The organism is Salicibibacter halophilus, from assembly GCF_006740705.1.
Taxonomy (GTDB): Bacteria; Bacillota; Bacilli; order Bacillales; family Marinococcaceae; genus Salicibibacter; species Salicibibacter halophilus.
This window is the reverse complement of record NZ_CP035485.1, coordinates 1-13856: the sequence shown is the minus strand read 5'-3', so window position 1 is coordinate 13856 and position 13856 is coordinate 1. Positions and strand designations below refer to the sequence as shown.

Below are 13856 nucleotides of genomic sequence, written 5' to 3'. Positions count from 1 at the left end.
TGATAACTTATCAAAATCGGTTATGTTTTGTCAACGCAAAGACGTTTACGAATCAAATAAAAACGAAGCAAATACATTATTGCCAAGATATTTTCCTTTCTCTGTCAAACGTAATCGTCCATCTTCTTCATCTAACAAGCCGTCTTCAACCAATTCGGCGTGGACCTGGCCGTATACATCGTAAAAAGAAGTGCCGAATTTCTCTTTAAAACGATGGACATGAACCCCCTCTTTTAATCGCAACCCAAGAAACATTTCCTCTTCCATTTGTTCATTAAACGATACCGGTTGTCGTGTACGCTCCGGTAGTTCGCCTTTTTGAACGGATTTTAAATAGTGGGGGATTGGCAAAATATTCCCGTACCGCTCGCTATTTTGATAACCGTGAGCACCAGCGCCCAATCCGAGATATGGTTGATTGCGCCAATAGATGAGGTTATGCGCGCTTTCTTTTCCTTTCGTTGCAAAGTTGCTGATTTCATATTGTTCGTAACCGTAACGCTCTAATTTTGATAGAAGGACGTCATACATGTCCGCTTCTTCGTCTTCACTTAACGGCGTTAGTTTCCCTGCTTGCAACCAGTTGTAAAATTGCGTTTTGGCTTCAATTTTCAATCCATACGCTGAAATATGGTCAGGCTCGAGCGCAACCGCCTCCTCAATGGTTGTATGCCATTGATTGATTGTTTGACCGGGCAATGCAAACATTAAATCGATCGATATATTGTCAAAGCCGAGCTCCCGCGCCCGTGCGACCGTTCTGCTTACATCTCCCACACTGTGCGTTCGGCCAAGGGTCTCCAACAATTCCGGGTCAAACGTTTGCACACCGATACTGATACGGTTGACGCCGTTATTTTTCAAGGTATACAGTCGATCATCATCAATGCCATCCGGATTCACTTCTACGGTCACTTCACTGCCCTCGTCCCAGGAAAGGCCTGCACGCTTCAGGTTGGAAAATAACGTTTGCAACTGGCCGGCGGAAAGGGATGTGGGGGTTCCGCCTCCGATATAGAGCGTGTCCATATATTCAACGGTTTTATTTAAACGTGTCTCCCCTTCGGCTTGCAAAGCTTCCAAATAATCATCCACCGGCTGATTTTTGATCAACACTTTATTAAAATCGCAATAATGACAGATCTGATTGCAAAAGGGAATATGAACATATGCCCCTTTCTTCATTTTTATAGCCATTCCTTTCGCTTCCGCTCAAGGCACAAAACATTATGAAATAAGTTGCGTCGAGCGCTTTTTGGTTTATTCTAGACTTATAGGGATGCACAGTTAACTACAAATCACGTGGAGGTGAGTGGGCCATTCCGATCGCGGAGTGACCGAATTTTTATATGTGTAGGTTGCCTTTTCAAGCACAAATAAGTGTGCCATCGAGCACGTAGACTTATCTTTGTATAAACAACTCACTCGTTTATTGCTGGGCAATCAGTCAATGCTGTTCTGTCCCTATATATTCTAGAAAGGAGTGAAATCTTGATGGGATTAAAAATTGTATATCCCATCTGTTGTGGCATTGACGTCCATAAAACCTTTGTTGTTGCGTGTATTGCTTCTACCGACAAAGGCGTCACGACTTACAAACGCCATCGCTTTTCAACCTATACCAAAGGGTTGAAAGAGCTGTCACAGTGGCTTTGTGAACACAATTGCAAGGATGTCTGCATGGAATCGACCGGAAAGTACTGGATCCCCGTGTTCAATGTCTTGGAACATTCCTGCACCATTACCTTGGCTCATCCGAAATACGTCAGAGCCATCCAAGGCAAGAAAACGGATAAAAAGGATGCCAAATGGATCGCCGATTTATTCAAACACGATCTTGTACCCGGAAGTTTCATGCCTCCACTCGCTATCCGACAGCTTCGTGACTTGATGCGTTACCGTTTTAAGCTGACCAATTTTACTTCAAGTGAGAAGAATCGATTTCAAAACAGCCTGACCGTTTCGAACATCCAGCTTGGAAATGTGGTATCTGATACCTTTGGAAAAAGTTCCATGAACATCATTGATAAACTACTGGAAGATCCAACGGACACCAATTTTGAGATCGAGCCTCTGATTCACGGCTCCATGGATCATAAAATTCCAGAGCTGAAACTTGCCATTGATGGTTTTATTACACCGGAACAATCAGGCAAGTTGGCTGTTATCAAGCGGCATTACGAAAACCTTAACGTGCGAAAATCTGACCTTGAGAAACTGATCCTTTCCCTTGCCGAACCCTACACAGAAGAAATTAACTTGATCTTAACTGTTCCGTCCTTTAAAAACACCTTTTCAGCCATTGCCGTGGTTTCTGAAATAGGCGTTAATATGGACGTGTTTCCAACAGCTAAGCATTTATGTTCCTGGGCAGGGTTAACCCCGACAAATAACGAAAGTGCCGGCAAGAAAAAGTCCGTCAGAGTTTCGAGAGCAGGGGTCTATATCAAACCCCTTTTAGTGCAATGTGCAACCGCTGTCGTCAAAAGTGATAAACATCCCGAAATTCGAAACCGCTATTTGAGACTCAAAAAGCGCCGCGGTCACAAACGTGCCATTATCGCTATCGCACGCATGTTGTTAACAGCCATTTATCATATTCTAAAGAAGAAAGAGCCTTACAATCCGGATTTGTATCAGAAAGCCGATGTTCTTCCAGTAAGCCGTGAAATCACGGTTGAACAAGCGCTTTCGTTGGCAAAATCCCAAGGTTTTCGAATCAAGGAAACAGTGACTTAGACTCCAACTACCCTAATTACCATAATTTCACCTCGTGATGGCTTATTTGGCATGCGCTTTTATTTAGCAAAAGCATCAGCGATTTATTTCAGACTTCGGCCCTCCTTTGTGATCGGGTGCGGCGGATCAGCAGAGTGCATTTTACATTCCCAAACCCTCGGGCCATGTTACTTGTCATCATCATCCATTCGCAACACGGACATGAACGCTTCTTGCGGGATCTCTACCTTCCCGACATTTTTCATTCGACGTTTCCCTTCCTTTTGTTTCTCCAGTAACTTTCTTTTCCGTGTGATGTCCCCGCCATAACATTTGGAAGTTACGTTTTTCCGCAATGCTTTTATGGTCGCGCGGGCGATGATATTATTGCCGATGCCCGCCTGCACCGGAACCTCAAATTGTTGCTTCGGAATTAAATCTTTCAGTTTTTCGACGATGATTTTGCCCCGTTCATACGCCATGTCGCGGTGAACGATGACAGACAGGGCATCTACCTTTTCGCTGTTGAGGAGTATATCCATCTTGACCAGCTTGGACGCCCGATAGCCGATCGGTTCGTAATCAAAAGAAGCATATCCCTTCGTGTTGGATTTCAGTTGGTCGAAAAAGTCATAAACAATTTCGGTGAGAGGGAGTTCATACGTGATGTTCACTCGATTTTCATCCAAGTATTGCATGTCAATGAATTCCCCGCGTTTCGCCTGGCATAACTCCATAACCGGACCGACAAAATCGTTGGGCACCATCACGGTTGCTTTTACAAACGGTTCCTCTACCTCTTCCAATTCTTGTTGCTCGGGCATGTTCGTTGGATTATCAATTTCCAATATCGTGCCGTCGACCTTATAAGCGTGATAAATCACACTTGGCGCAGTCGTGATCAGATCAATGCCATATTCCCGTTCAATTCGTTCTTGTAAAATTTCCATGTGCAACAGCCCTAGAAATCCGCAGCGAAAACCAAATCCCAAAGCTTGAGAAGTTTCCGCCTCATACTGAAGGGCACTGTCATTTAACTCCAATCGCTCAAGCGCGTCCCTCAAGGAGTTGTATTTGCTGGCGTCAATCGGGTACAACCCACAGAAAACCATCGGCTTCATCCGTTTGTATCCAGGTAACGGTTCAGGCGCTTCGTGCCCTACTTTCGTGATCGTATCCCCGACTCGGGAGTCGCTGACATTTTTAATCGACGCGGTTAAAAAACCGACGTCCCCTACGGACAACACGTCAGCTGCTACAGCTTTCGGAGTGAATATCCCGACTTCACTGACTTCAAATTCTTTGCCGTTGGCCATCATTTTTATTTTATCGCCCTTTTTTACCGTTCCTTCAACGATGCGTATATAAGCAATAACACCGCGATAAGGATCGTAGAGGGAATCAAAAATCAAAGCCTGCAAAGGTGACTCCGGATCCCCTGCGGGAGGCGGCACTTTTTCTACCACTTCCTCTAAAATATCCTCAATGCCAATGCCGCTTTTGGCGGACGCGTGAATGGCTTCCGTTGAATCAAGCCCGATGACATCTATAATCTCCTGTTTCACACGGTCGGGTTCCGCGCTGGGAAGGTCGACTTTGTTTACGACCGACAAAATCTCCAAATCATTATCCAGTGCCAAATAGACATTCGCGAGCGTTTGCGCTTCAATCCCCTGGGATGCGTCAACAACAAGCAATGCACCCTCACAGGCAGCCAAGCTGCGCGATACTTCATAGGAAAAATCAACATGCCCCGGTGTGTCTATTAAGTGAAATATGTATTCCTCCCCGTCTTTTGCCACATAACGAAGCCGAACGGAGTTTAATTTAATGGTGATGCCCCGTTCCCTTTCCAAATCCATCTCATCCAGGAGTTGTTCTTGCATCTCCCGTTCCGATACCGATTTCGTATGTTCGAGAATCCGGTCGGCAAGAGTCGATTTCCCATGGTCAATATGGGCTATGATAGAAAAGTTTCTTATTCGCGCCTGCCGGCGGCGTATTTCTTCGTATGTCATTCAATCACCCCTGATTTTTCAAAACGTCCCGAAGGAAAACTATCTTACATTATAGCAATCACACGCCCGAACGACAACGGGCTGTGCAAAACTTCCACACAGGCGAGCGCGTTTCGAGCGCTTTTCAAGCTTGTTTGGCACATACAGTACAATTCGTAATAAAAGAAAAAGCTCGGATTAACCAATCCGAGGAACTCTGTTTTATAGAAGGATTCATGAACACCTGAACGTCATTAATGCCGGTCTCTTTTCACTTTTACAGGGAGTGTGCTACCGGGGCGAACCCCCGATCGTTTTTCCGATTTCCGAAAAGAAATTGGTGCTTTCGCTTTCCCTTACATTTTCTTGCCTGTGCTCCAGATCATTTTCTGCTTTCTCCTCTTCGGCTTCCATTTCTTCCTCATTTACGGATACCGTTTGGCCATCGTCTTGGTATACCTCCCCCCATTGGTAGTATGCATAATAATGGCCGGAAAGCACCCCTGTTAAAAACATGATAAGCGCGGTCATAATCGTAAAGAAAACGTACTTTGCTCTCATCGGTCTCCCCCCATTTAATTTTCTTCAAGCTCCTCGTGAATATATTCCTGCAAGACCTCGGCTAACGCATCCGCGCTTCGGTATACTTCTTCATACGTATTGTCCACTCCGCCAAACTCGATCAGCATGGAATTAGGGGATAGATCCTGGTTGTAGACGCCATTCACTCCGGCACCGCCGCGGGTAATGACCCCTCGGCTTAAACCTGGCCACCTTTCTTCCAAGCGGTTATGGATTTCTGTCGCCATTTCCAAATTCTGTTCATAATCGGGATGGTCTTCTCCGATGACAAAAAATGTACGGGCATATACCTCTTCATTGATGGTAACTGCCGTGTGTTCTCTTCCGACAGAATCACGATGCAAGTCGAAGAAAAATTCAAGTTCCTCGTGTTCTTCTTTTGCTTCCTCCACAATTTCACGGTTCATCTCATAGGACTGGCTATAGTCCAATCCTTCTTCATCCAACATCCCCGTGACATCATCATCTGATACCTCTACGGGCAAGTCGTGTTCGCGGAAAGCGTCTGCGAAGTACTCTCCCACTTTTACGATATTTTCTTCCGGATGTAAATCCTCATCCCCTTCTATTTCCGAGTGAAATGCCTCACGGTTATGGGCATGTGAAATGTGAATAAGCGGGTTTCCGCTATCAATATTGGCAGACCCTTCCTCTTCTTGTCCTTCTCCCCCCGAAGTTTCATCAGAACTCGCTTGTTCCTGAAGCACATCCTCAGAGGGTGGTGCCGATTCAATGGACATATTCGTAAAATCGGTCCCTTGCCCGGCGACGACAAGTGTATCGTCAAAGCCGGAAAAACCGGGGAGTTCTTGTCCCAAAAAAGTACGCGGATCTTCCAAGTTCATATTCGTGGCAAGCTCCAGGGCAGCCGTTGTCAAACTCGGCGTGGAAGCATTTGGTAAAGCATCTAAATAATAGCGATTTTCAGCTCCCAGTAAATGAACGAACCAATCGCTCTGCATTTCCGCTGTCCAATCATGCAGAGCCGATGAAGCAAAACGGCTATGGTTGTCTGCGGTTGTTAACATGGAAACAATAAGGAATGTCATAACAACAAAGGCGATACCGGCCATAAAAATGGATTGGATGTTTGTTTTCGATAATGAGAAAACATGTGCCTGGCGGTTTGGTCTGCGCAAGGGCTCGTCCTCCTTACGCTACCATTCTATGAGCGATATCTATCACTAGAACATCCGATTTTTAATGCGTGTAATGTCCGCTAGATTCTACTGTAACCGTTTTATGAAAGGCAACGTTTAAGGATTCGGCCACTACATTTGCCATGTCTTCCATAAACGTGTCTACCTCTTTAGGCGTTACCATTAAATTGTGGCCAAGGGGATTGAGCACTTCTTGAATTAGCTTACGCTTATCTTCATCTTCCAATGTGCCCACGATACCGAAGTATTTTTTCCGTTCGCTTTCATCCGGTAAATCTTCTTCGCTGAGCTGTTTTCGCTCTCCAAATGTCATCCCCGACGGTGTTAATACACTCGCCGGCTTTTCCCGATCTTTGACTTCACGACCGAAATGCTTAAACAAAAAATCGATGGTGTCACTCGTGATGGAAACAGCGTCTACGACAGTGGGGATTCCTATTCCGATCACTGGCACACCAAGCGTCTTTTCATTGAGTTGTTTACGGGCATTTTTTACCCCCGATCCCGGGTGGATACCTGTGTCGGATATTTGAATGGTCGCGTTTACCCGCTCGATCGATCGAGCCGCTAAAGCATCAACGGCAACGACAAAATCGGGCTTTGTTTCTTCTACGATGCCAAATAACACTTCGCTCGTTTCAATCCCTGTCACCCCCATCACTCCGGGAGACATAGCTGAGACATTCCGGTATTCATCCTCATTTTGAATCTGTCCCAATTCAAATAAATGACGGGTAACCAACAACTGTTCCACCGTTTTCGGGCCAAGGGCATCAGGTGTTACATCGCGATTTCCAAGCCCAATTACGAGGCAGCTGCTCTTTTCGTTTAAACCACATGCTTCCATAAATGATTGAAACTCTTCACTTAATACACGAATGAGACTCGCCTGCATCTTTGTATCTTTTTCCCTGATGCCAAGCGTTTCCAGCGTTAAATATTTTCCCGGCTCTCTCCCGGTCCGGTTCGCCCCATCTTCATCAATATCCACATGCACAATCGTGATGTCATCCACTTCCCGTTCGCTTACAACGATGCCATTTTTATCTTGATTAGGAAGAACGTTCTCATCTTCTACCGCAAGATCGCTGCGGGGCCGAAACGAATGCTGTTCCAAATCTCTCATCCTCCCATGCATTTCTTTTCGCTTACGGTTTCCCAAAGCCCGAAAAATATACCTGAAGGCTAAGCTGCAGTGGCAAAAAATAAACGGAGCGGCTTGCAAGGCACCGCTGTATTTGATACAATCCATTTTGTCAATGTGCTTGCAAACGTAGAGCATCAGGAGGTGAAAGGTTTGGCTAATATTAAATCCGCAAAAAAACGCGTACGCTTAAATGAAGAACAACGTGTGAAAAACCAGGCGTTCAAATCATCCATGCGTACCGCGATTAAAGAATTTGAAAAAAAGCTCGACAATCAAGATGTCGAAGGTGCAAAAGATATTTTCAAATTGGCAGAGAAGAAAGTGGACAAAGCTGTAAGCAAAGGTCTTGTTCATAAAAATACCGCTGCTCGCAAAAAATCCCAAATGGAACGGAAATTGAATCAAGCGACGGCCAGCTAAAAAACGACTCCCTGCGAGTCGTTTTTTTTAACCACGATTTCACCCCGCTAACACCCGCGGCAAACGAGCGATTAATAAAGCAACCCCGCTCTTTTTTTCCACCGCGCCCTGTTTCATTTTGTAATCGGTCTCGGCAATCAAGGAGAGCGCGCGGCCAACTGCTTCACTATTAACGGTTTTAGCCTTTGCGGACAGCCGCTTGGCGACGAATGGGGGCACTCCCAATTGCCGGGCTGCTTTTTGTTGGCTGTATCCACGCTTATCCATCTCTGCCGCAAGATTTAACAAGCGAAACTGACGGCCAATAAGAGCGATAATTTTTATCGGTTCTTCCCCGTTTCTGAGTAAATCATCAAATAATTGTAACGCCTTCGCGGGATGGCTGTCGCTTACCGCGTCGATGAGCTGAAAGATATTATCTTCCAAACTCCTGGGAACGAGCGCACGCACAATTGAAGCGTTAATTTCTCCATTGAAATTGACATATTGGGCGCATTTTTGAATTTCTTTTTCCAAAGTCAATAAATCCGAATTTGAACGCCTCAGCAGTTCATCCATTGCTTCAGCGGTTAAGGAAATATTTTCTTCCTTTGTTTTCTCTCTTATCCACTGCTTCAATCGATCGCCTTGCAAGGGAGAAGTCTCCACTGTTTCGCCCACATCTTTTAATTTTTTTACAATTTTTTTGCGTTCATCCACCTTCTCTGCCTCTACCGAAAAAACAACGATAGTCTCTGGGGGCGGATCAGCTAAAAAAGCCTCTAATCGTTTCAAATCATGCGGCGGCATATCCTTGTCTTTCGCACCGGTCAGAAAACGGGCATGTTGAAAAATAATGACCCTTCCCGGGCCGAAAAAACTTACCGTTTCTGCTTCCTCGATCCCCTCCTGTACAGGAACTTCCCGCATATCGAATTGTGAGAAATTGAAGGCCCTCTCGGCATCTTCTAGGGCATGGCGGCTAATTTGCTGTATGAGATCGTCCATTATATACCGTTCCGTACCATAGAAGAAATAAACAGAGGAAAAATCCCCGGTCGTAATCTTTTTCCTCGTTTGCAAATATGTGCTCATCGACCTTGCCCTCTTTTCGTATGTATGTATATTCCACCCATTCTCTCCCTATCCTAATAAAAGCCCCTTTGGTTTGCAATTGATCCAAATTGACGAAAGCACAAAGGCAACGCATGCGCGTGCGTCGCCTTTCATTTATAATAAACGTTGGCACGAAGGCCTAGGAATCTGCGCACCAACGATTTTCAGCCTGTAGCCGTTATGTTATCCTATGCTCGCGGGATTTATGGGTGACAACTCTTAACAAATGGATGAAGTGTCTGGATTTTTGGTTTTTCATGTTTTATACTATATGAAGGACAAGGAGGGTCACCGAACATGAGTCACGAGTTTGAAAAAGATGTACAAAGCAAACGCAACGATTTTCTTGATGGTGCGGTTGGCTTTGTCGTTTCATTTGGGTTTTTTGCGACTGTCTTTATTGTGGCGGTCATCGTCGAATTAGTGGGGAGATTTTAAAAGCCAGGGCATAAAAGACCCTGGCTTTTTTATGTGCCGCTACTCATCGATCATTGTCTCCCCTTGCCATCTTTCGCCTTGATAGTAAAATCGCAACGCCCCCTGTTCATCCGTTCGAAATATTTGCACCTCCGCTTCTCCAAGGGTTTGGATCACATCGGGATGCGGATGGTTGTAGCGGTTGCTCTCCCCTGCTGAAATCACTGCAGCGATTGGGTTCAAATGAGCCACAAATGAAGGCGTCGTCGACGTTTGACTGCCGTGGTGGCCCGCTTTTAGAATATCGGTCTGCAGCTCAGGATAATCCCTTATTAATCGCTTTTCTCCCTCCTCTTCCAAATCGCCGGTGAATAGCCAACGTGTGCCATAAAGATGCGCATCAATGACGATCGATTGGTCATTATCCGATTCTCCGCCCCCATCCAGTGTCGGATGCAAAATATGAAAAGCGAATGCATCGAAAGCCCATCCCATTCCTTCATGCACAAACGCCAGCTGAGCCCCCTGTTCCTGCGCATGCATGAGAAAACGTCCCACTTCCGAGTTTTCTTCAATATCCGTATGCGGATATAAAACCGTATCCACCTTCATCGCTTCCACGACAGCAAAAAGCCCGCCATAATGATCATAATCGCCATGCGTAACGATCACTTTATCCAAATGACTGATGCCGAGAGACTGCAAATAGGGCACTACCGTCTGCCTGCCCGGGTCCGGTTGCTGTTCCTGTTCCTGCCAGTTTTCCTGCGGAAAAGTAATCGCTCCTCCTCCATCAATTAAATACACCCCTCGCTGATAAGGCGTTTCGATTAAAATACTGTCTCCTTGGCCAACATCGATAAATGTCACTCGTAGCTGAGCGTCCAAATAGGGGATAAAATATTGAAATGCAGCAGCGGCGATTAAAAACCCGACGACAAAGACAACAGACTTTCGTCTTTTTTCATATAAAATCGCCGCAATTACCACTAACACAACCATCAAAATAACCCAAACGCCTGAGGGTTGCCCAAAAACAAGGATCAACCCCGAATGTTGATGAACATAGATGAATAAGAAATGAAAAACAGCGACCATTTTTTCCAATAGCAAAAGCCAAACCGAAGACAAAAAAGAAGAGATAATGGAAAGGATGAACAGCATCCAAACTGCAGGCAAAATGATAACGGAAACAACCGGAACAAATGCGATATTTAAGGGTAGGCTTAGGAGTGAATAGGTATGAAAATGGTAGACAATCAAGGGAAAGGAAATGACTTGTGCAAGGATAGAGACAAGTAAAAATTGTCGGAAGCGTGTCTTTGCCCGAGCAAAAATCGTAGCCGAAGCGATTAACGAAAAGGAAATAACGAATGAAAGTTGAAAGCCGACGTGAAACAGCATATAAGGGTTGTACAAAAGGAGGCCGATAAAAGCGAAACTAATGCCATCAGCAGGATGAAGCGGTATGCGAAAACGAATGCACAAAAGCACCAAACAACTCATAAGGACGGCCCGCAAAACAGACGGAGCTGCACCTGCCAACAACGCGTACAACGGCAGGATGATCAATAAAATTTCACAGGCTCTCTCGCGGCTGATTCCTAATCGGATGAAGAGAAAGAAGAGAAAACCGCTCACCAGTCCCACGTGCAAACCGGAAATGGCGAGCAAATGAACGATCCCCAAGTCCTGATAGGCCTCTAACGTATCCGCTTCCATATGGGACCGCTCCCCGAAAAGCAACGCCATTGCCAACCCCTGAATTTCGTTGGGAAATACGTCTTCAATAAAACGAATGCCCGTATGCCGCCATTGTTTCACACTCGTTAGCCCTGCACCAGCAATCGCTCGGCAGGTCATGTCGCCTTCTTCCTGTACATGATGGAACGTCCAGTGCACCCGCTGTTCATATAAAAACGTTCGATAATCAAATGCGTTAAAATTTCTCGCGGGACGCGGGGCACGCATTTCACCTTCAATGGTGCATTCATGGCCGGGACTTAAATCGGCAAATGCAGGCAATGTCTCCTCGTCAACAATACGCGCGAAAACTTGGACGCGTTCGTTGTGTTCCGGAAGTTGCAGAAAAAAAGAAACACGATCCCCATCCATTTCAGGAACATCATCGATGTTTCCGTGGATGGTATCGACTTCCTTATGGAGCACTGACTCATTTTGCTCATCGACGATATAAGCCCAGACGGCTGCCCCTGCACCCATAAAAACGAGGGCAACCAACAAAAGCAGTGATCTGTTTTTAAAACTCAGATAACTAAAAACGAGCAATGCTCCGAAAATCATCATCGTTCGATGTGGAGAAAGAGCAGCGGCGACACCGAACCCCATCGCTGCCGCGAAAAGAAAATAGTTTCCGCGCAAGCCATCACCCTTTCTGGATTTCCTGGAGGTTAAAGGCGGGAAAGACGAACCAGGCAGTGCATTACACCTGATAATCACGTTTGTAAATTGCGGGAGCAAGCAATACGGGAAAATTGGAAGAAGAGGCGGATGATCAAGGGAACGATACATCCTCAAACGGGGAATCATTTTTCCTATTTTTAGATTTGTTGCGCTAATGAAGGACGGCTAAAATAAGTGATCCCTGTAGTTACGGTGCCAAAAAACAGAGGGATCCCTCACGCATAAATTCGATGGGGTTAGATCGCTAACTGCGGGATTCACGTAAATTGTGACTGCTGATTCTCGTTCCAAATCGGGAAACGGTGTGATCACTGAAAAGGAAATGGGGCTGTTTCCTACGCTCTAAAATCGGGGCGATCATCGAATAATTGAACGATAGATCCTTCCCTATGGTCTGGCGTTCCAGCAGCCCCTTCTAGGCATCATTTACTTCAATCCTTTTTCAATGTCCGCAATAATGTCATCCACGTGTTCAATGCCTACTGACAGGCGAACGAGTTCCCGCGACACACCGGCTCTTTGCATCTCTTCCTCTGTAAGTTGTTGGTGTGTGGTGCTGGCGGGATGAATGACGAGGGATTTGGCATCCCCCACATTTGCTACATGGGAGTGGAGATCGACATTTTCAATGAAGGATTTCCCCGCTTCCATTCCTCCTTTGACACCAAACGTCAAAATGGCTCCTTGTCCTTTCGGCAAATAGGTTTTTGCAAGTTCATAGCTTGGGTGAGACGGCAGTCCGGAATAATTCACCCATTCCACACGCGAGTGGCCTTCTAAGTATTCCGCGACTTTTTGCGCGTTCTCGCTATGCCTCTCCATTCGCAGATGCAACGTTTCCATTCCTTGCAGCAATTGAAAGGCATTCTGCGGGGAGAGCGTCGGGCCAATATCGCGCATGAGACGTACACGCGCCCGCATAATATAGGCCAATTCACCGAGTGCTTCGGAAAAAACGATGCCATGATAGCTGCCATCCGGTTCCGTGAACATCAGAAATTTGCCTTGCGTCCAATCAAAATTGCCACTGTCTACAATCACGCCACCCATGGTTGTCCCATGTCCCCCGATAAATTTGGTGGCCGAATGGATAACAACATCGGCGCCATGATCAATAGGACGGTTGAGAATAGGTGTTGTCAGCGTCGCATCGACGATCAGAGGAATTTGTGCTTCATGGGCCACGTCGGCAACCGCCTTTGTATCTAGCACATTCCCTTCCGGGTTGCCGATCACTTCAGCAAACACCAGTTTCGTTTTCTCTGTAATCGCGGCTCTAAACGCTTCCGGATCATCCGAATCCACAAAATGGACGCGAATGCCGATTTGAGGCAGCGTATGGACAAATAAATTATTCGTGCCGCCGTACAAGGAACTGGCGGAAACGATTTCATCGCCTGCTTCGCATAGGTTTAAAATCGCGAGATAAATCGCGGAACTTCCACTCGCGGTTGCCAGCGCTCCAACTCCGCCTTCCATGGCCGCGATCCGTTTTTCGAATACATCTGTAGTCGGGTTCATAATCCGTGAATAAATATTCCCCGGTTCCGCTAATGAAAATAAATTCGCCGCGTGATCCGGATCATCAAACCCATACGACGTTGTTTGATAAATCGGCACGGCACGCGCGTTCGTGGCAGGGTCGATCTCTTGCCCCGCGTGTATGGCGCTAGTTTCCAGCTTCCAGTTCTCTGCCATTCCCATCACTCTCCCTTATAAATTCATATTGCATTACTATGGTTTTCATCATCGTACGAAATGTTGCAAAAAAAGTCAATTAGCATCGATTAGTTCACGTCTATCTGGTCTTCAAGTTGTTGGTAGGTTTTTTCGCCGATGCCGCTCACGTTTTGAATATCACTGGCTTGCTGAAAATTACCGTTTTCTTCCCGATAC

11 protein-coding genes are annotated in these 13856 nt (G+C 46.0%); 3 read left to right on the top strand and 8 right to left on the bottom strand.

What is annotated here, in order from left to right; translation table 11 throughout:
• Nucleotides 1–45: 45 nt before the first annotated feature.
• On the bottom strand, nucleotides 46–1185 hold the full coding sequence (gene hemW / locus EPH95_RS00060) for a radical SAM family heme chaperone HemW (RefSeq protein WP_142091411.1): 1140 nt from the start codon (nucleotides 1183–1185) through the stop codon (nucleotides 46–48).
• A gap of 309 nt (nucleotides 1186–1494) precedes the next feature.
• Here hemW and EPH95_RS00055 point away from each other — a divergent pair, with 309 nt between their 5' ends.
• Nucleotides 1495–2739 carry an IS110 family RNA-guided transposase gene (locus EPH95_RS00055; protein WP_142086219.1) on the top strand — a complete coding sequence of 415 codons (1245 nt, stop codon included), beginning with the start codon at nucleotides 1495–1497 and terminating at the stop codon, nucleotides 2737–2739.
• 167 nt (nucleotides 2740–2906) lie between these two features.
• On the opposite strand, the gene lepA is transcribed toward EPH95_RS00055, so the two are convergent.
• The 4 genes from lepA to gpr form a co-directional block, all read right to left on the bottom strand.
• Nucleotides 2907–4736 carry a translation elongation factor 4 gene (lepA, locus tag EPH95_RS00050; RefSeq protein WP_142086217.1) on the bottom strand — a complete coding sequence of 610 codons (1830 nt, stop codon included), beginning with the start codon at nucleotides 4734–4736 and terminating at the stop codon, nucleotides 2907–2909.
• Nucleotides 4737–5006: 270 nt separating this feature from the next.
• Nucleotides 5007–5276, bottom strand: coding sequence for a hypothetical protein (locus tag EPH95_RS00045; protein WP_142086215.1), 270 nt, complete (start codon nucleotides 5274–5276; stop codon nucleotides 5007–5009).
• A 14-nt stretch (nucleotides 5277–5290) separates the two neighbouring features.
• Nucleotides 5291–6436, bottom strand: coding sequence for a stage II sporulation protein P (spoIIP, locus tag EPH95_RS00040; RefSeq protein ID WP_142086212.1), 1146 nt, complete (start codon nucleotides 6434–6436; stop codon nucleotides 5291–5293).
• A gap of 61 nt (nucleotides 6437–6497) precedes the next feature.
• Nucleotides 6498–7583: a GPR endopeptidase gene (gpr, locus tag EPH95_RS00035; protein ID WP_142086210.1), complete on the bottom strand. Its 1086-nt coding sequence runs from the start codon at nucleotides 7581–7583 to the stop codon at nucleotides 6498–6500.
• 171 nt (nucleotides 7584–7754) lie between these two features.
• On the opposite strand from gpr, the gene rpsT reads away from it, so the two are divergent.
• Nucleotides 7755–8024 carry a 30S ribosomal protein S20 gene (gene rpsT / locus EPH95_RS00030; RefSeq protein ID WP_142091410.1) on the top strand — a complete coding sequence of 90 codons (270 nt, stop codon included), beginning with the start codon at nucleotides 7755–7757 and terminating at the stop codon, nucleotides 8022–8024.
• A gap of 39 nt (nucleotides 8025–8063) precedes the next feature.
• Here the strand turns inward: rpsT and holA are convergent, their stop codons facing one another.
• Nucleotides 8064–9098 carry a DNA polymerase III subunit delta gene (gene holA, locus EPH95_RS00025; protein ID WP_142086208.1) on the bottom strand — a complete coding sequence of 345 codons (1035 nt, stop codon included), beginning with the start codon at nucleotides 9096–9098 and terminating at the stop codon, nucleotides 8064–8066.
• A 318-nt stretch (nucleotides 9099–9416) separates the two neighbouring features.
• Between holA and EPH95_RS00020 the strand changes: the two genes are divergently transcribed.
• Complete coding sequence (locus tag EPH95_RS00020; protein WP_142086205.1) at nucleotides 9417–9557, top strand: YqzM family protein; 141 nt, start codon at nucleotides 9417–9419, stop codon at nucleotides 9555–9557.
• Nucleotides 9558–9596: 39 nt separating this feature from the next.
• On the opposite strand, the gene EPH95_RS00015 is transcribed toward EPH95_RS00020, so the two are convergent.
• Both EPH95_RS00015 and EPH95_RS00010 read right to left on the bottom strand, forming a co-directional pair.
• A complete protein-coding gene (locus EPH95_RS00015; RefSeq protein WP_160141519.1) occupies nucleotides 9597–11918 on the bottom strand; it encodes a DNA internalization-related competence protein ComEC/Rec2 in 2322 nt (773 codons plus the stop codon).
• 468 nt (nucleotides 11919–12386) lie between these two features.
• A complete protein-coding gene (locus EPH95_RS00010) occupies nucleotides 12387–13658 on the bottom strand; it encodes a homocysteine synthase (RefSeq protein WP_142086201.1) in 1272 nt (423 codons plus the stop codon).
• Between the last annotated feature and the right edge of the window lie 198 nt (nucleotides 13659–13856).